12 protein-coding genes and 1 pseudogene are annotated in these 18,476 nt (G+C 66.4%); 8 read left to right on the forward strand and 5 right to left on the reverse strand.

Features of this window, described 5'->3' with window-relative positions; all coding sequences use genetic code 11:
• Positions 1–11 precede the first annotated feature (11 nt).
• The 4 genes from ACZY08_RS05950 (at position 12) to ACZY08_RS05965 (ending at position 9,835) form a co-directional block, all read left to right on the forward strand.
• Complete coding sequence (locus ACZY08_RS05950) at positions 12–2,069, forward strand: heavy metal translocating P-type ATPase (protein WP_463743628.1); 2,058 nt, start codon at positions 12–14, stop codon at positions 2,067–2,069.
• Positions 2,070–2,464: 395 nt separating this feature from the next.
• Entirely contained in the window at positions 2,465–7,063 is a 4,599-nt protein-coding gene (gltB, locus tag ACZY08_RS05955) for a glutamate synthase large subunit (protein WP_463743629.1), read from the forward strand.
• Entirely contained in the window at positions 7,056–8,522 is a 1,467-nt protein-coding gene (locus tag ACZY08_RS05960; protein WP_463743630.1) for a glutamate synthase subunit beta, read from the forward strand. Before gltB ends, ACZY08_RS05960 begins: the two co-directional genes overlap by 8 nt.
• 2 nt (positions 8,523–8,524) lie before the next feature.
• Positions 8,525–9,835, forward strand: coding sequence for a glycosyltransferase family 87 protein (locus tag ACZY08_RS05965; RefSeq protein ID WP_463743631.1), 1,311 nt, complete (start codon positions 8,525–8,527; stop codon positions 9,833–9,835).
• Between the two features lie 551 nt (positions 9,836–10,386).
• On the opposite strand, the gene ACZY08_RS05970 is transcribed toward ACZY08_RS05965, so the two are convergent.
• A complete protein-coding gene (locus tag ACZY08_RS05970) occupies positions 10,387–11,238 on the reverse strand; it encodes an LLM class F420-dependent oxidoreductase (protein WP_463744170.1) in 852 nt (283 codons plus the stop codon).
• Between the two features lie 150 nt (positions 11,239–11,388).
• On the opposite strand from ACZY08_RS05970, the gene ACZY08_RS05975 reads away from it, so the two are divergent.
• On the forward strand, positions 11,389–12,735 hold the full coding sequence (locus tag ACZY08_RS05975) for an NAD-dependent succinate-semialdehyde dehydrogenase (protein WP_463743632.1): 1,347 nt from the start codon (positions 11,389–11,391) through the stop codon (positions 12,733–12,735).
• On the opposite strand, the gene ACZY08_RS05980 is transcribed toward ACZY08_RS05975, so the two are convergent.
• Positions 12,728–14,362 carry a SulP family inorganic anion transporter gene (locus ACZY08_RS05980; protein ID WP_463743633.1) on the reverse strand — a complete coding sequence of 545 codons (1,635 nt, stop codon included), beginning with the start codon at positions 14,360–14,362 and terminating at the stop codon, positions 12,728–12,730. The two genes, ACZY08_RS05975 and ACZY08_RS05980, sit on opposite strands and share 8 nt — an antisense overlap.
• A 79-nt stretch (positions 14,363–14,441) precedes the next feature.
• Here ACZY08_RS05980 and ACZY08_RS05985 point away from each other — a divergent pair, with 79 nt between their 5' ends.
• Both ACZY08_RS05985 and ACZY08_RS05990 read left to right on the forward strand, forming a co-directional pair.
• Complete coding sequence (locus ACZY08_RS05985; protein ID WP_463743634.1) at positions 14,442–14,819, forward strand: thiol-disulfide oxidoreductase DCC family protein; 378 nt, start codon at positions 14,442–14,444, stop codon at positions 14,817–14,819.
• A gap of 8 nt (positions 14,820–14,827) precedes the next feature.
• Positions 14,828–15,835, forward strand: a complete 1,008-nt coding sequence (locus ACZY08_RS05990) for a PHP domain-containing protein (protein WP_463743635.1) — start codon at positions 14,828–14,830, stop codon at positions 15,833–15,835.
• Here the strand turns inward: ACZY08_RS05990 and ACZY08_RS05995 are convergent.
• Positions 15,824–16,093: pseudogene (locus ACZY08_RS05995) on the reverse strand (YiaA/YiaB family inner membrane protein); the annotation flags it as partial. The gene ACZY08_RS05990 and the pseudogene ACZY08_RS05995 sit on opposite strands and share 12 nt — an antisense overlap.
• Before the next feature lie 14 nt (positions 16,094–16,107).
• Here ACZY08_RS05995 and ACZY08_RS06000 point away from each other — a divergent pair.
• Positions 16,108–16,539, forward strand: coding sequence for a hypothetical protein (locus tag ACZY08_RS06000; RefSeq protein WP_463743636.1), 432 nt, complete (start codon positions 16,108–16,110; stop codon positions 16,537–16,539).
• A 12-nt stretch (positions 16,540–16,551) separates the two neighbouring features.
• Here the strand turns inward: ACZY08_RS06000 and dinB are convergent, their stop codons facing one another.
• Complete coding sequence (gene dinB / locus ACZY08_RS06005; RefSeq protein ID WP_463743637.1) at positions 16,552–17,760, reverse strand: DNA polymerase IV; 1,209 nt, start codon at positions 17,758–17,760, stop codon at positions 16,552–16,554.
• A 24-nt stretch (positions 17,761–17,784) separates the two neighbouring features.
• Positions 17,785–18,426, reverse strand: a complete 642-nt coding sequence (locus ACZY08_RS06010) for a TetR/AcrR family transcriptional regulator (protein WP_463743638.1) — start codon at positions 18,424–18,426, stop codon at positions 17,785–17,787.
• Between the last annotated feature and the right edge of the window lie 50 nt (positions 18,427–18,476).

The following is an 18,476-nucleotide window of genomic DNA, read 5'->3' on the forward strand; positions in this document are numbered from 1 at the left end:
ACAGTGGCGATATGACCACGACCGAACATGCGATGCACGAGCACGAACACACCGGTCACGCGGGGCATGCGGGCCACGGCGACCATGTCGCCCAGTTCCGGAGGCTGTTCTGGGTCATGGCGGCGCTGGCGGTGCCGACAGTCGCACTCTCACCGATGTTCGCGATGCTCCTCGGTTACGACCTTCCGGGCTTTCCCGGCGCGCGCTGGATCTCGCCGGCGCTCGGCACGGTCATGTACGTGTGGGGCGGCCGCCCGTTCCTGACCGGCGCCGCCAGCGAAATACGTTCGCGTGCACCGGGAATGATGCTGTTGATCGGATTGGCGATCACCGTGGCCTTTGTGGCGTCCTGGGGCGCGAGCCTCGGCGTGCTCCACCACGAACTGGACTTCTGGTGGGAGCTCGCGCTGCTCATCGTGATCATGCTGTTGGGGCACTGGATCGAGATGCGGTCACTGGCCCAGACCACCTCTGCCCTGGATTCGCTGGCCGCGCTGCTGCCCGACGAGGCCGAGCGGGTGGAGGGCGACGGCGACGGCGAGCAGGTGGTGACCGTGGCCCCGTCGGATCTTCGGGTCGGCGATCTGGTGATCGTCCGGCCGGGTGGCAGCGTCCCCGTGGACGGCGCGATCACCGACGGTGCAGCCGACATGGACGAGTCGATGGTCACCGGAGAGTCGCGGACAGTGCGCCGGGGCGTGGGCGACGACGTGGTCGCGGGCACCGTCGCCACCGACTCCGGGCTACGGATCCGGGTGACGGCTGTCGGCGACGACACCGCCTTGGCGGGTATCCAGCGGTTGGTCGGCGAGGCGATGAACTCCTCATCGCGGGCGCAGCGCCTGGCCGACCGAGCCGCGGGCTGGCTGTTCTGGTTCGCCCTGGGATCGGCGGTGCTGACGGCGCTGGCTTGGACACTGCTCGGCGAACCCGATCAGGCGGTGGTTCGCACGATCACGGTGCTGGTCATCGCATGCCCGCATGCCCTGGGCCTGGCCATCCCGCTGGTGGTGTCCATTGCGACCGAACGGGCGGCGCGGGGCGGCGTCCTGATCAAGGACCGGCTGGCGCTGGAAACCATGCGCACGGTCGGGGCAGTGCTGTTCGACAAGACCGGCACCCTGACCAAGGGCGAGCCGGCCGTCACCGCGGTGGCGGCCACAAGCCGTCCGGAGAACGACGTGCTGGCGTTGGCGGCCGCCGCTGAGGCGGATTCCGAGCACCCACTGGCCCGCGCCATCGTTGCTGCGGCGAAGCATCGCGGGCTCGACATTCCGGCGGCGAGCGACTTCAGTTCCTCACCTGCGGTCGGGGTCAGCGCCCTGGTCGGTGGGCGCCGGGTGCAGGTCGGTGGGCCCGCATTGCTCGAGCAGGCCGGGAAACCGCCCCTCCCGGACAGCGCACGGTGGGACGGCGCCACCGTGTTGCACGTCCTGGTCGACGGGGAAGTGGCCGGAGCGCTGGCGCTGGCCGACGAGGTCCGCCCGGAATCCCGGCAGGCCGTCGATGCGCTGCACGATCTGGGTGTCGAAGTGGTGATGATCACTGGCGACGCCGCTCCGGTGGCCGCCGCGGTGGCCTCGGAGCTGGGTATCGACCGGGTATTCGCTGGTGTGCGGCCCGAAGACAAGGCTGCCAAGGTCGCCGAGCTTCAGGGCGAGGGCCTGACCGTGGCCATGGTCGGTGACGGTGTCAACGATGCGCCGGCGCTGGCTGCGGCCGATGTCGGCATCGCCATCGGCGCGGGCACCGACGTCGCCATCGCCTCGGCAGGCGTCATCTTGGCCAGCTCCGATCCGCGATCGGTGCTCTCGGTGATCGAGCTGTCCCGGCAGTCCTATCGGAAGATGAAGCAGAACCTTTGGTGGGCAGCGGGTTACAACCTGATCTCGGTGCCGCTGGCGGCCGGGGTGGCCGCTCCGCTGGGCTTTGTAATGCCGATGTCGGTCGGCGCGATATTGATGTCAGCGTCGACGGTTGTCGTGGCACTCAATGCGCAGTCGCTACGGCGCCTCGATCTACGACCCGAGGCCGGTGTGCGCAGCGTCGCGCAGGTCTCGGGACGTTGACGACCCAAATCTAAGAATCTGACTAAGCTTTCCTGCAAATGTCGAATATCGATATAACAGCACTATAACGGGCTAATGTGATTTTTGTGGCAAACTAAATTGACGTATGGGGTGGCTGTCGGCCCCGTCGGGGGATGGTTCACCCTCGCTCGGGTCAAATTGAAATGGCAAGGGCTGCAAGTATATTCGCGATTTCGATGACTGGGTGGCGAGTGGGTTCCAAAGTTGCCGAACGAGCATAGTTAGGCTTGGCTAAGTTGGCATCTGCCACGGTAGTTGCCTTATCGTTTTCTCCACTTATGGCGTGTGGGACATCGCCGTCGTCCAGTGCTGCACGGAGGCCACCCACGCCGAGCCGGCTTCTTCGTAGAAGCGTGTTGAAGGGCAAGGTGGGAATGGCGCCCAGCAAGGTCGGGCTGTACAACCCCGCGTACGAACATGATGCGTGCGGTGTGGCAATGGTGGCAGACATCCACGGTCGCCAGAGCCGCGACATCGTGGACAAGGCGATCACAGCACTGGTGAACCTGGAGCACCGCGGTGCCCAGGGCGCGGAGCCGAACACCGGCGACGGCGCAGGCATCCTGCTGCAGGTCCCCGATTCGTTCCTGCGCGCAGTTGTCGACTTCGAACTCCCGGAGGCCGGTAGCTACGCCACCGGCATCGCCTTCCTACCGCAGTCGTCGCGCGACGCCTCCACGGCCGCCGAGGCAGTGGAGAAGATCGTCGAGGCCGAGGGCCTGAAGGTGCTGGGCTGGCGTCCGGTGCCGACCGACGACTCCTCACTGGGCGCCCTCGCACGCGACGCCATGCCGACGTTCCGGCAGCTGTTCATCGGCGGCGCGTCCGGCATGGACCTGGAGCGCAAGGCGTACGTCGTGCGCAAGCGCGCCGAGCACGAGTTGGGCACCAAGGGACCGGGCCAGGACGGCCCCGGCCGCGAGACCGTGTACTTCCCGAGCCTGTCCGGTCAGACCTTCGTCTACAAGGGCATGCTGACCACCCCGCAGCTCAAGGCCTTCTACCTGGACCTGCAGGACGACCGGATGGAAAGTGCGCTGGGCATCGTGCACTCCCGCTTCTCCACCAACACGTTCCCGTCCTGGCCGCTGGCCCACCCGTTCCGGCGGATCGCCCACAACGGCGAGATCAACACCGTCACCGGCAACGAGAACTGGATGCGCGCACGTGAGGCGCTGATCCGCACCGAGGTGTTCGGCACCGACGGCCTCGACAAGATCGTCCCGGTCTGTACTCCCGGCGCATCGGACACCGCGCGCTTCGACGAGGTGCTCGAGCTCCTGCACCTCGGCGGCCGCAGCCTGCCGCACGCCGTGCTGATGATGATCCCGGAAGCGTGGGAACGCCACGAGTCGATGGATCCCGCCCGTCGTGCCTTTTACGAGTTCCACGATTCGCTGATGGAGCCGTGGGACGGACCGGCCTCGGTCTGCTTCACCGACGGCACCGTGATCGGTGCCGTGCTGGACCGCAACGGCCTGCGCCCCTCCCGTATCTGGGTGACCGACGACGGCCTCGTCGTGATGGCGTCCGAAGCCGGCGTGCTGCCGCTGGACCCGTCCACCGTCGTCCAGAAGCTGCGCCTGCAGCCCGGGCGGATGTTCCTGGTGGATACCGCCCAGGGCCGCATCGTCTCCGACGAGGAGATCAAGGCTCAGCTCGCCAGCGAACAGCCCTACCAGGAATGGATCGAGGCGGGCCTGTTCCCGCTCGACGAGCTGCCGCCGGGCGACTACGTCCGGATGCCCCACCACCGCGTGGTGCTGCGCCAGCAGATCTTCGGCTACACCTACGAGGAGCTGAACCTGCTGGTGGCGCCCATGGCGCGCACCGGCGCCGAGGCCCTCGGCTCGATGGGCACCGACACCCCGGTCGCAATCCTCTCGGCCCGGCCGCGGATGCTTTTCGACTACTTCCAGCAGCTGTTCGCCCAGGTCACCAACCCGCCGCTGGACGCCATCCGCGAAGAGGTGGTCACCAGCCTGCAGGGCGTGATCGGCCCCGAAGGCGACCTGCTCAACCCCGGTCCCGAATCGTGCCGGCAGATCGTGCTCTCGCAGCCGATCCTGCGCAACGCCGACCTGTCCAAGCTGATCTGTGTTGACCCCGACCACGAGGTGCGGGGCCACAAGCACGGCATGCGTGCCGCAGTGATCCGCTGCCTGTACCCGGTCAACCGGGGCGGCCAGGGCCTCAAAGAGGCGCTCGACAACGTCCGCGCCAAGGTCTCGGAGGCGATCCGCGAGGGCGCCCGCATCATCGTGCTGTCCGACCGTGAATCCAACGAGACCATGGCGCCGATCCCATCGCTGCTCTCGGTGTCCGCGGTGCATCACCATCTGGTCCGCGAGCGCACCCGCACCAAGGTCGGCCTGGTGGTCGAGGCCGGTGACGCCCGCGAGGTGCACCACATGGCCATGCTGTGCGGCTTCGGTGCCGCCGCGGTCAACCCGTACATGGCCTTCGAGTCGATCGAGGACATGGTCGACCGTGGTGTGATCGCCGGAATCAGCAGTGATCAAGCCAAGGCCAACTACGTCAAGGCCGCCGGCAAGGGTGTGCTGAAGGTGATGTCCAAGATGGGCATCTCCACCCTGGCCTCCTACACCGGTGCCCAGCTGTTCCAGGCGATCGGCATCTCCCAAGGCGTGCTCGACCAGTACTTCACCGGGCTGCACTGCCCGGTGGGCGGCATCGACCTCGACGACATCGCCGGCGACGTCGCCACCCGCCACGCGCTGGCCTACCTGGACCGCCCCGACGAGCGTGCCCACCGTGAGCTCGAGGTGGGCGGCGAATACCAGTGGCGCCGCGAGGGCGAATACCACCTGTTCAACCCGGATACGGTTTTTAAACTCCAACATTCGACTCGGACCGGGCAGTACTCGATCTTCAAGGAGTACACCGCGCTGGTCGACGACCAGAGTGAGCGGATGGCCTCATTGCGCGGCCTGCTGAAGTTCCGCAGTGGTGACGACGCCGTGCGGCCGCCCATCTCGATCGACGAGGTGGAACCCGCCTCCGAGATCGTCAAGCGCTTCTCCACCGGTGCCATGAGCTACGGCTCGATCTCGGCCGAGGCGCACGAGACCCTGGCCATCGCGATGAACCGCCTTGGCGGGCGGTCGAACTCGGGTGAGGGCGGCGAGAGCGTCGACCGCTTCGACCCCGACGAGAACGGCGACTGGCGCCGCAGCGCCATCAAGCAGGTGGCGTCGGGCCGGTTCGGGGTCACCAGCCACTACCTGACCAACTGCACCGACATCCAGATCAAGATGGCCCAGGGTGCGAAACCTGGTGAGGGCGGCCAGCTTCCGGGGCACAAGGTGTACCCGTGGGTGGCCGAGGTGCGGCACTCGACCCCGGGTGTCGGCCTGATTTCGCCGCCGCCGCACCATGACATCTACTCGATCGAGGATCTGGCACAGCTGATCCACGACCTGAAGAACGCCAACCCGGCTGCCCGCGTGCACGTGAAGCTGGTTTCGGAGAACGGCGTGGGAACGGTCGCCGCGGGTGTCTCCAAGGCGCACGCCGACGTGGTGCTGATCTCCGGCCACGACGGCGGTACCGGTGCCACCCCGCTGACATCGCAGAAGCATGCCGGCGCCCCGTGGGAACTGGGGCTCGCCGAAACGCAGCAGACCCTGCTGCTCAACGGTCTGCGTGACCGCATCGTGGTCCAGGTCGACGGTCAGCTCAAGACCGGCCGCGACGTGGTGGTCGCCGCCCTGCTGGGCGCCGAGGAGTTCGGCTTCGCCACCGCACCACTGGTCGTGGCGGGCTGCATCATGATGCGCGTCTGCCACCTCGACACCTGCCCGGTGGGTGTGGCCACCCAGAACCCGGTGCTGCGGCAGCGGTTCAACGCCAAGCCCGAGTTCGTCGAGAACTTCTTCATGTTCATCGCCGAAGAAGTCCGTGAGCTCATGGCGCAACTGGGCTTCCGCACCGTCACCGAGATGGTCGGCCAGGTCGGCGCGCTGGACACCACCCAGGCCGCCGAGCACTGGAAGGCCCACAAGCTGGACCTGACGCCCGTGCTGCACGAGCCCGAGTCGGCGTTCATGAACCAGGATCTGTACTGCAGCTCGCGTCAGGACCACGGTCTGGACAAGGCGCTGGATCAGCAGTTGATCGCCCAGAGCCGCGACGCCCTGGACAAGGGCACCGCGGTCCGTTTCTCCACCAAGATCACCAACGTCAACCGCACGGTCGGCACCATGCTCGGCCATGAGGTGACCAAGGTCTATGGCGGACAGGGGCTTCCGGACGGCACGATCGACATCAACTTCGACGGGTCGGCCGGCAACAGCTTCGGCGCGTTCGTGCCCAAGGGCATCACGCTGCGGGTCTACGGCGATGCCAACGACTACGTCGGCAAGGGCCTGTCCGGTGGCCGGATCGTGGTCCGACCCGCCGAAGAGGCACCGGCGGGCTTTGCCGCCGAGGACAACATCATCGCCGGCAACGTGGTGCTCTTCGGCGCCACCAGCGGCGAGGCGTTTCTGCGCGGCCAGGTCGGCGAACGGTTCGCGGTCCGTAACTCCGGCGCCCACGCGGTCGTCGAAGGTGTCGGTGACCACGGCTGCGAATACATGACCGGCGGCAAAGTCGTCATCCTCGGACCCACCGGCCGCAACTTCGCGGCGGGCATGTCCGGCGGTGTCGCCTACGTCTACGACCCGGCCGGCGTGCTGGGCGAAAACCTGAACACCGAAATGGTGGAGCTGGAAGCCTTGGATGCTGAAGACACGGTGTGGCTGCGCGACTTCATTGCCGCCCATGTCGATGCGACCGATTCGGCTGTGGGACAACGGGTCCTGGACTCCTGGGATCGATCGGATGGAGCGTTGAAGCACTTTGTGAAGGTCATGCCGCGCGACTACAAGCGCGTGCTGGCCGCGATCGCCGAGGCTGAACAGCGCGGCGTGAACGTGGACGAGGCGATCATGGCGGCGGCCAATGGCTGATCCACGTGGTTTCCTCAAGCACACGTCCAAGGAGCTACCGACCCGCAGGCCGGTTCCGCTGCGCCTGAAGGACTGGAAAGAGGTCTACGAAGACTTCTCCCACGAGAAGCTGCAGGACCAGGCATCGCGATGCATGGACTGCGGTATCCCGTTCTGCCACAACGGGTGTCCGCTCGGGAACCTGATCCCCGAGTGGAACGACCTGGTGTACAAGGACCGGTGGCGCGACGGGATCGAGCGGCTACATGCCACCAACAACTTCCCGGAGTTCACCGGGCGGCTCTGCCCTGCCCCGTGTGAGGCATCCTGCGTCCTTGGCATCAACCAGGATCCGGTGACCATCAAGCAGGTCGAGGTCGAGCTCATCGATAACGCCTTCGACCAAGGCTGGGTGGTCCCGAAGATGCCCGACGTGCAGACCGGCAAGAAGGTCGCCGTCGTCGGGTCCGGACCGGCCGGACTGGCCGCGGCGCAACAGCTCACCCGGGCCGGCCACACCGTCACGGTGTTCGAACGCGCCGACCGCATCGGCGGCCTGCTGCGCTACGGCATTCCCGAGTTCAAGATGGAAAAGCGCCACATCGACCGGCGCCTGGAGCAGATGGCTGCCGAAGGCACGCAGTTCCGGCCCGGCGTCAACGTCGGCGTCGACATCACCGTGGCCCAGCTGCGGCTGAACTACGACGCCGTCGTGCTGGCGGGCGGTGCCACCGCGTGGCGCGATCTGCCCATCCCGGGCCGCGAGCTCGATGGCATCCACCAGGCCATGGAATTCCTGCCCTGGGCCAACCGGGTCCAGTTCGGCGACGACGTCCTCGACGAGAGCGGCCAGCCGCCGATCACCGCCAAGGACAAGCACGTCATCATCATCGGCGGTGGCGACACCGGCGCGGACTGCCTGGGCACCTCGCACCGTCAAGGCGCGGCCAGCATCCACCAGTTCGAGATCATGCCGCGCCCGCCCGAGACCCGCGCAGACTCGACACCGTGGCCGACCTATCCCTTGATGTTCCGGGTGTCCTCGGCCCACGAAGAGGGCGGCGAGCGCGTCTTCTCGGTCAACACCGAGGAATTCACCGGCGCCGACGGTCATGTGACCGGCCTGCGCGCGCACGAGGTCAAGATGAACGCCGGCAAGTTCGAGAAGGTCGAAGGGACCGACTTCGAGCTCAAGGCCGACCTGGTGCTGCTCGCCATGGGCTTCGTCGGACCGGAGAAGGAAGGCCTGCTGACCAAGCTCGGCGTCGAGCTGACCGACCGCGGCAACGTCTCCCGCGACGACAACTTCCAGACCACCGTGCCGGGTGTATTCGTCGCCGGCGACATGGGTCGTGGACAGTCGCTGATCGTGTGGGCGATCGCGGAGGGCCGGGCAGCCGCCGCCGGCGTCGACCGATACCTGATGGGCCAGACCGCCCTGCCGGTGGTGATCAAGCCGACCGCGGCGCCGCAGCGCTAGGTATGAGGCTGCGACGTCGCGTCGTCTCAGGTGCGGTACTTGCGGCTGTCCTGGCACTGCTGGTCCACAACCAGCTGGTGCCGTTCAGCACGCATTTCTTCGGATTGACCGGCAACAACTTCGACCTGGACACCTACCGCGCTGCGGTACATGCGTCCTGGGACGGTAGGAGCCTGTACCAGGAACCGGCGCTGCGCGGTGCCTGGTACGTCTATCCACCGTTCGCGACTTTCATCCTGGCCCCGTTCGCCTGGCTCGGCTTCGACGTCGCCAAATACGTTCTGCTGGCCGTCTCGATCTGCCTGCTGGCGCTCATCGCGTGGCGCATCCTGCGGCTGGCCGGAATCCGCGCAGATCTCCGGCTCGGCGTGATGAGCGCCGCACTCGCGGTGATCGTCATCGATGTCGAACCGGTGCAGGCCACGTTGTGGTGGGGACAGATCAACGTCCTGCTCATGGCGCTGGTGATGCTCGATCTGTTGCGGCCCGACCAGGCCCGGTGGCGGGGGATCGGGCTCGGACTGGCCGCGGGCATCAAGCTCACCCCGTTGGTGTTCCTCCCATACCTGTTGCTCACCCGGCAGTGGCGTGCCTCGGCCACTGCCGCAGTCACTTTCGTCGCGACCGCTGCACTCACCTGGCCGCTGCTGCCGCGAGACAGTGCCTGGTTCTGGAACCACCTCGGCGACACCGCCCACATCAGCTCCATCGAGCACCTCGCGAACCAGTCGATCAACGGATTTCTCGCCCGGTACTTCGCGCCGGATCCGCGCCCGGAATGGCTGTGGATCGTGTTGAGTCTGCTGGTACTTGTCGCCTGCCTCGCCGCGGCGACGTGGGCGCACCGACGAGGGGAGCGTGCGCTGGCAGTGGTGCTGGTGGGCCTGACCGGGTGCGCGGTCTCGCCGTTCAGCTGGGCGGCGCACTGGGTGTGGTTCGCCCCCGCGATCTTCTGGTTCGTCGCGAAAGCGTGCACGACGCAGGGTCAGTGGGCGCGCGGTTGGGCCTACCGGGCCGCCGGCCTGCTGGCGATGACTTTCATGTGGACGCTGCACCGGCCCGGCCGCAATCACACCACCATGTACTTCAGCGGGGTGTACTGGAACTATCTGGACCTGCGGCGGTTGTGGGTCGGACAGCTCGCCAGCGGGTGGTACCCGCTGACGTTCGTGTGTTTCGTGATCGCTGCGGTGAGTTGGTTGCGACTGAGCGCGACGGCAAAGCGAGACGATCCCGACGAGATCTCCATGACGTCCGACGATATCGACGACTATCCGCCGGAGTTCCTCGACGAGGAGCTGGCACGCGCCTGAGCGCGCCGTGCACCAACACCGAGAAAAGTTTGAGGGCTTTTCTTAATTAGCTAATGTGAGCTGTATCACGGTCCACGGGTGTGCTGACCAGCGAAGAAATGTGACACACATCTCGAATAGGCGAGATTTCACCGTCACACACGTCACATTAGTCTCATTAGAAACATCAGATGTTTCTGCGGCGTGGCTCACACTGTTTGCGGAACGTCCGGTATCTAATGACGGGGTGAGAGTGCTGCGGTAACGTAGAACTACGGAAACAGCTACCAGTAGTCGCAGGAGTGATCACCGTGTACATCAATCCGATCAGTCGGTCACGGATGGGTCGAATTGCCTGGTCATTGTTCCGTCATCCGATGAAGAGCCGTGAATTCCCGGCCAGGAACGAACGCCTGGTGACGGCCGACGAGCTACTTCGCTTCGGGGTCTGACGGGTATCCGTCACGGCACGCCGGTGTTAGCTGGGGTCCCCGTTGCTGTTCCCTGTAAAGCAGTGCACAACGCCCTCGAACCGACGCGATAGCGCCGATCCGAGGGCGTAGCCAAATCCGTCAGCTCGTCAGCTGACCCGAGTCCCTGATCGCCTCAGCCAACGGTTCCAGCACGGCCGGGTCGTACGGCGGCGGCAAGTAGATGATCGCCAGATCCAGGCCCTCGGCGCCCAGGGCGGCGGCCTCGTCGACCACCTTTGCGTAATCGCGGTCCTCGCCCAGGCGCACGTGCGCCGAGAGGCTGATCTCCTTGGGATCGCGGCCGAGATCGGCGCAGTGCGCGGCCAGCACATCGCGCTTGCGGGCGAACTCCTCGGGCGGACCGCCGACGAAGTTCCAGTGGTCGGCGTACTTGGCGGTGATGCGCAGCGTGCGCTTCTCGCCGCTGCCGCCGATACAGAACGGCGGATGCGGCTGCTGGGGTCCCTTGGGCTCGTTACGCGCATCCTTGAGTTGGTAGAACTTGCCGTCGAACGTCGTCGTCTCCTGCGTCAGCAGGCCTTTGAGAACTTCACACGCCTCCTCGAACCGGTCGAAGCGCTCCCTGATCGAGCCCAGTTCGATTCCGTACGCGCCCGATTCCTCCTCGTTCCAGCCGGCGCCGATGCCGAGCTCGAGGCGACCGTTGGAGACGATGTCGAGTGCCGAAGCCATATTCGCCAGCACGGCGGGATGGCGGTAGTGGATACCGGTGACGAGCACGCCGACACGTAGCCGCTCAGTGGCCTGCGCCAAAGCGGTCAGCGTGGTCCAGCCCTCGAGGCAGGGGCCGGACGAGTCGGAGAAGATCGGGTAGAAGTGGTCGAACGTCCAGCCGGATTCGAAGACGTCGATCGTGTCGGCCGCTTTCCAGATGGCAAGCATGTCGGCCCACGTCGTGTTCTGCGGGGATGTTTTGAAGGCGAAGCGCACGTCATCACAAACCAGTCCCGCTGCAGCATTCATTCCGGACAACCCGAGCTGTGCTGATTCCGTATCTTCGGTGCCATTTGGACGTCGCAATCGGTAGTCTCAGGCAGGGAAATATGCGGAATCCCGCGATCAGACCATCTGGGAGTGAACATGAGCGAGTACGCAGTCACCGATCCGGCGACCGCAAAGGTGGTCGCCACCTACCCGACCTCGACCGACGCCGAGATCCAGGCCGCGATCGAGGCTGCCGCCAAGACCGGCCGCACCTGGGCACGTACGACCACGGTGGCCGAGCGGGCCGCGCTCATCGGCAAGGTCGCCGCCCTGCACGAGCAGCGCCGCGAACAGCTCGCCGACGTCATCGTCCGTGAAATGGGCAAGCCGCGCGACCAGGCCTTGGGCGAGGTCGACTTCAGCGCCGCGATCTACCAGTACTACGCCGACAACGCCGAGAAGTTCCTCGCCGACGAGGAGATCACCCTGCTCGAGGGCGAAGGCAAAGCGGTCGTGAAGCGTGGCCCTGTCGGCGTGCTGCTCGGCATCATGCCCTGGAACTACCCCTACTACCAGGTGGCCCGCTTCGCCGGTCCAAACCTGATCGTGGGCAACACAATTCTGCTCAAGCACGCCCCGCAGTGCCCCGAATCCGCCGAGCTGCTGCAGCTGATCTTCCTGGAGGCCGGGCTCCCGCAAGGCGCCTACGTCGACATCCGTGCCACCAACGACCAGGTCGCCGAGATCATCGCCGACCCCCGGGTGGCCGCGGTCTCGCTGACGGGTTCCGAACGGGCGGGTGCCGCAGTGGCCGAGATCGCCGGCCGCAACCTCAAGAAGTGCGTGCTCGAGCTCGGCGGCTCCGATCCGTTCATCCTGCTGTCCACCGATGATCTCGACGCGACCGTGCAGGCCGCGGTCGAGGGACGGATGGAGAACACCGGGCAGGCCTGCAACGCCGCGAAGCGCTTCATCGTCGCCGAGGACATCTACGACGACTTCCTGACCAAGTTCACCGACAAGCTGCTGGCCGCCGCCGACGGGATCGCACCACTGTCCTCGGAGCCGGCCGCCGAGAGGCTCGAGCAACAGGTCAAGGCCGCCGTCGCGCAGGGTGCCGAGCTGAAGTCGGCAGGGGAGCGCCGCGGTGCCTTCTACCCACCGGCCGTGCTGACCGGCGTCACCGAGGACAACGACGCCTACCGCCAGGAGCTGTTCGGCCCGGTGGCCGTGGTGTACAAGGCAAGTTCGGAAGACGAGGCAGTCGAGATCGCCAACGACACGCCGTTCGGATTGGGCTCCTACGTCTTCACTACCGACGCCGATCAGGCTGCCCGGGTGGCCGATCGGATCGACGCGGGCATGGTGTTCGTCAACGCCGTCGGTGCAGAGGGGGCCGAGTTGCCGTTCGGTGGCATCAAGCGGTCCGGTTTCGGGCGCGAGCTGGGCAAGTTCGGCATGGACGAGTTCGTGAACAAGAAGTTGATCCGCACCGTCAGCTGACGTGGGTGCGGGCATGCTCGATCGCATCGTCGAGCGAATCGAGCAGGTGGTTCTCGTGTCGCAGTGACTCGAACACGCCGACGTTGGTCAGCAACTCGGCGTGTTCGGGGCGAACGCCCTTGATGATCACCGTGATACCGCGCGATTCCAGTTCGGTGGCGATCTCGGCGAGGGTGTGTGCTCCGGTGGCATCGAGCATGCCCAGTTGCGACATCCGGATGATGACGACCGATGTCTGCGGATGCTCGGCGTCCACGATTGCACTCGAAATGCGTTCGGCTGCACCGAAGAACATTGCGCCATCGAGACGCAGCAACGCAATCTGATCGTCGCCGGGCTGCGGTGGACCGGGGAGCTCCTCGCGAACGACGCTGCTGCGCCGCGCTACCGAACGCAACGCGAAGAACGCCGCGACGACGACGCCGATCTCTACGGCTTCGATCAGATCGAAGCACACGGTCACCGCGGCCGTCAGGCTAAACGTCAACGCGTCGGATCGCGTGGAGCGCAGGATCTTCCGGATCGTGACCGCCGAGATCATGCGGAACGACGTGACCATCAGTACCCCGGCCAGCGCGGCCAGCGGAATGGTGGACACCGGGCCGGTGGCCAGATAGACCACTCCGAGCAGGACAAGCGAGTGCACGATTGCCGCCACCCGCGTCCTGGCGCCGGACCGGACGTTGACCGCGGTGCGGGCGATCGCGCCGGTGGCGGGCATGCCACCGAAGACTCCGGAGGCGACCGATGCCAGACCCTGCCCCACCAGCTCACGGTCGGGGTCGTACGGCCCGGTGGGCGACATGGTTGCGGCCACCCGCGCCGACAACAGCGATTCGATGGCCGCCAGTGCGGCGATGGCCAGTGCCGCACCCAGCAGGGTGCGCAATGCGCCGAGGTCGGCATGGGGCAGCACCGGGGTGGGCAGGTGTGACGGCAACTCACCGATCGCCGCGACCGGAAAGTGGAGCACAGAAACCAGGACGGTAACCACGATCACCGCAGTCAGCGATTCGGGAATGGCGCGGTGCAGCCGGGGCAGGGCGACCATGAGGAGCGCGACAACAGCCACTACCGCAAGTGTTTTCGCCGCGGTTGTCCAGTCCGCCTGGGTGACCACCGCGATCGCGGCAGGGAGTGTGCGCTCACCGGCTGGAGCCTGCTGCGCGAAGGCGGCCGGGACCTGTTGCAGGAAGATGATCATCGCAATGCCCAGCGTGAACCCCTCGATCACCGGCCACGGGATGAATGTCACGGCCCGGCCGAGGCCGGTGGCCCCGGCCGCCAGCACCACAAGGCCGGCCGCGACGGTCACCAACGCGATGCTGCCGAGCCCATGTAGCGCGACGATCGGCGCGAGGACCACCGCCATCGCCCCCGTCGGGCCGGACACCTGCACATGGGAACCGCCGAACACGGCGGCGACCAGGCCGGCCACCACCGCCGTGACCAGCCCTGCGGCCGCTCCCACGCCGGAACTGATCCCGAACGCCAGCGCCAACGGCAGCGCTACCACGCCGACGGTCACCCCGGCGAGGACGTCGCGCCGCCACGAGCGTGGCACCTCGGCGTAATCGTCGCGATGGGGCAGCAGCTGACCTAATCTGCCGACGGCGGTCCTGATCACGGTATGCCTGACGGATTGATGGATTGAGCAATTTCGCAATCCAATGTACGGTATCGCGAATGCTGGGCACACTGAAGGTATGAGCGGTGTCCTGTACTTCGACGGCAACTGCGGGATGTGCACCCGCAGTGTCAACGCGCTGACCGATCGACAACGGACCGGAGACCTCCACATCGCGCCGTTCCAGCGACCGGGCACGGCGGACCGACTCGGTGTGCCGGCCGACGAGATGCTGGAAGCGGCGTGGTGGCAGGACTCGTCGGGAGTGGTCTACCGCGGTGCCGAAGCGATCAACGCCGCGGTATCCGCCGGGTTTGGGACACGAATTCCGTTGCGGCTCTACCACGTACCAGGTGTGCGACACCTGCAGAACGCGATCTACCGCTGGATCGCCACCCACCGCTACCGGTTCCCGGGCACCACGCCGCACTGCGAGGCGCGCCCGGGGGACTGCTGAGTATGCCGATGGATCCGGTGACCGCGCTGCGCCAGATCGCGTATTACAAGGACCGCGCGCGGGAAGACCCGCGACGGGTGATGGCCTACCGCAATGCCGCCGATGCCGTCGAGTCGCTGACCGACGAGCAGCGCGAGCGTCTGGGCGCGTCGAACAATTGGCAGTCACTGCCCGGGGTGGGGCCCAAGACCGCGAAGGTGATCGCCCAGGCCTGGGCCGGCCGTGAGCCGGATACCCTCGTCGAATTACGTTCGGCCGCGGTAGATCTCGGAGGTGGCGATATTCGCGCCGCGCTGCGCGGTGACCTGCATGTGCACTCGAACTGGTCGGACGGATCGGCTCCCATCGAAGAGATGATGCTGGCCGCGCGCGACCTGGGCCATGAGTACTGCGCGTTGACCGATCACTCGCCGCGGCTCAAGATCGCCAACGGGCTGTCGCCCGACCGGTTGCGCGAGCAACTCGACGTCATCGAGGAAATCCGTGAACTCGTGGCGCCGATGCGCATCCTCACCGGAATCGAGGTCGACATCCTCGAAGACGGGTCGTTGGACCAGGAGCCCGAACTGCTGCAACGCCTCGATGTGGTGGTGGCCAGTGTCCACTCCAAGCTCGCCATGGACTCGGCATCCATGACCCGGCGCATGGTCAAAGCGGTGTCGAACCCACACACCGATGTTCTCGGGCACTGCACCGGGCGCCTGGTCACCGGCGGACGCGGCGTGCGGCCGGAGTCGAAGTTCGACGCCGAGAAGGTGTTCACCGCCTGCCTCGACCACGGCACGGCCGTCGAGATCAACTCCCGGCCGGAACGGCGTGACCCGCCGACCCGGCTGCTGAAGCAGGCGCTCGACATCGGATGCCTGTTCAGCATCGACACCGATTCCCATGCGCCCGGCCAGCTTGAGTTCCTCGGCTACGGGGCCCAGCGCGCCGTGGATGCCGAGGTCCCGGTCGAGCGCATCGTCAACACCTGGCCCGCCGAACAGCTCCTGGAGTGGGTCTCAGGCCGCTGAGGTGAACGGATTGTGTTCGGCGATCAGCTTTTCCATGCGTGCCTCGTCGAGCCGGACCCGGATCGTCGTGGCTTCCTGCTGGTCCCGGATCACCTTGGCGAGGGTGAACGAGCTTGTCACGAGGAACAGGACCGTCATCGCCAGGAACAGCCGCTGCCACAGATCCAGCGGTAGGAACAAGACCCCGCCGAGCAGACCGATGAAGCTTGCCCCGAAGGCGATTGCGGCCTGGAGGGAGAAAGCGGCGGTGACCCTCGGTCTAAGCTCACGCGATGCACGCGGATCTCGGGATCGACACCGTCATCACCCTGCTGGCCGCCGGCCTGATCTTCCTGCTGGCGCTGGTGCTCGGGGTGTGGAAATACCGGCAGATGGCCACCAGCGAGAACCATCTGGCCCATCCGTATGTCGACATCGCACACCGGGCGGCCCTGCTGTATTCGTTCGCGACACTGCTCGTTGCCGTATTCGTCGAACTCAGCGCCTGGCCCACCTGGGTGAACCTCACCGCGGCGATGGTGCTCGTGGCGTTCTTCGTCATTGCCATTGCGGCCTACATCGAGCACGGCGCAAAACGGGACACCACCAACCAATTCGAAAAGCCCACCGCGGGCCTGCATGCCGGGATGCTGGCCCTCATCGGCGGCGAAATCGGCGGATTCGCCGTGCTGCTGGCCGGATTCATTGCCGCGCAGTTCTTCTAGGACCGCATCTGTTCAGTACGGCAGCGTCGGCATCTCCAAGCCGGGATCACGTCCGACCAGCACCCCGCGGGTCAACATGGCGTTGCCGAACCGCTGCCGTACCTCGTCGATCGCGCCGTCGATGGCCACCGGATCCGGTTCTGATTCAAAGGGCAATTCCAACTGTTGACTGCCCTGGTGGTCGATGTTGGACACCGCGAACCCGATCAGGGTCAGGCCCCGCTCGGCGATCACCGGCGCGGCGGCGGTGACCAGCGCGCGGGCCGCGCCCAGGACCGCATCTGTCGAGGCGGTGGCCCGAGGCATGGTGTGCGACCGGGTCGCCCGCCCGAAATCATCGAAGCGCAGGCGCAACACGACGGTCCGACCAGTACGCCCGGCACTCCGCATGCGGCGGGTGATGCGGTCGACGAGGTTGACCACCACGACATCCACCTCCGCGGCCGACATGGTGTTCCCGCGCCGCCCGAGAGCGCGTTGGGCACCGACCGAACTGCGCCGCACCCCCGTCGTCACCCGGCGTCGATCGATGTTGCGCGACAACGCATACAGCTGTCGCGCCATCGCGCCGCCGACCATGGGGCGCAGGGCCGACTCGGGCAACTCGGCCACATCGGCGACCGTCTCGATCCCGTGGGCATGGAGCTTTTCGGCAGTCTTGGCACCTACGCCCCACAGTCGGCGCACGGGCAGTGGATGCAGGAACGCCAGCTCCCGATCGGGCGGCACCAGCAGCAGACCGTCCGGCTTGGCCACCTGACTGGCCACCTTGGCCAGGAACTTGGTGCGGGCGATGCCGACGGTGATCGGCAGGCCAACCTGCTCGCTGACCTGCTCGCGCAGCCGTCGGGCGATCTCCACCGGGGTGCCGGACACCCGGCCCAACCCGGACACGTCGAGAAACGCCTCGTCCACCGACAGTGGCTCCACCACCGGCGTCGTGTCGTGGAACACCTCGAACACGTGCGCGCTGGCCTCGGAGTATGCCGACATGCGCGGCGGCACCACGATGGCCTGCGGGCAGAGCGCCCGGGCCTGGCCACCACTCATCGCCGTGCGGACCCCGAACGCCTTGGCTTCATAACTGGCTGCCAGCACCACGCCACCGCCGACGATCACCGGGCGGCCACGCAGGGCCGGATCGTCGCGCTGCTCGACCGATGCGTAGAACGAATCGAGATCAGCGTGCAGGATGGCCGCCTGCGCAAGGGACACGAACATATGTTCGCATAGGTGGCGGACTGGTTACGACGTGTCGCCGTAGATGCTGGTCAGCCAGATGTGGGCGAGGGTGTCGACCACCTTGTCGTAGTCCACCGCGGGCTGTTCGGCGCCCAGGGCAGACATGATGGTCCGCTCGTTCATCAGGTTGAGCGAGGTCGCCAGGTCCAGCGCGGGAATGGTGTGCGGGGCGGCACCCCGTTGGCGTTCGGCGCTGATCAGGGCCGCGGTCAGGTTGATCCACTTCTGCATGAGCCCGGCCCAGAAAGTCCGGAACTCCGGGCTGCTGTTCAGTGCCTCGGTGCCGGCGCGCGCTGTCGCGGGATGTGACGCGAACGAGTCGAAAAAGATCTCGATGCCGCGCCGGATCGCCCGCTTCGGATCGGCCGGCATGTCCTCCAGTGCGCTGTCGAAACCGGTGTCGGCGCGTTTGATCAGCGGATCGATCAGCGACAGCAGGACGGTTTCCTTCGACGGGAAGTAGAAGTAGAACGTGGGCCGGGAGATCCCGGCGCCTTTGGCCAGGTCATCGACCGAAATGTCGGCGAATTTCTTGGTCTCCAGCAGTTGCCGTGCCGTCTCGAGGATGGCGGCCTCACGATCGTCGCCCGACGGCCGGGCGGCTCGTCGACCGCGGGGGGCGCGGGTCGTGCTGGAGGTGGTCACAATGAGCACCCTAACACCGCGTTGAATTTATCAACACACTGTTGACCACA

The organism is Mycobacterium sp. IDUB_9, assembly GCF_055419505.1.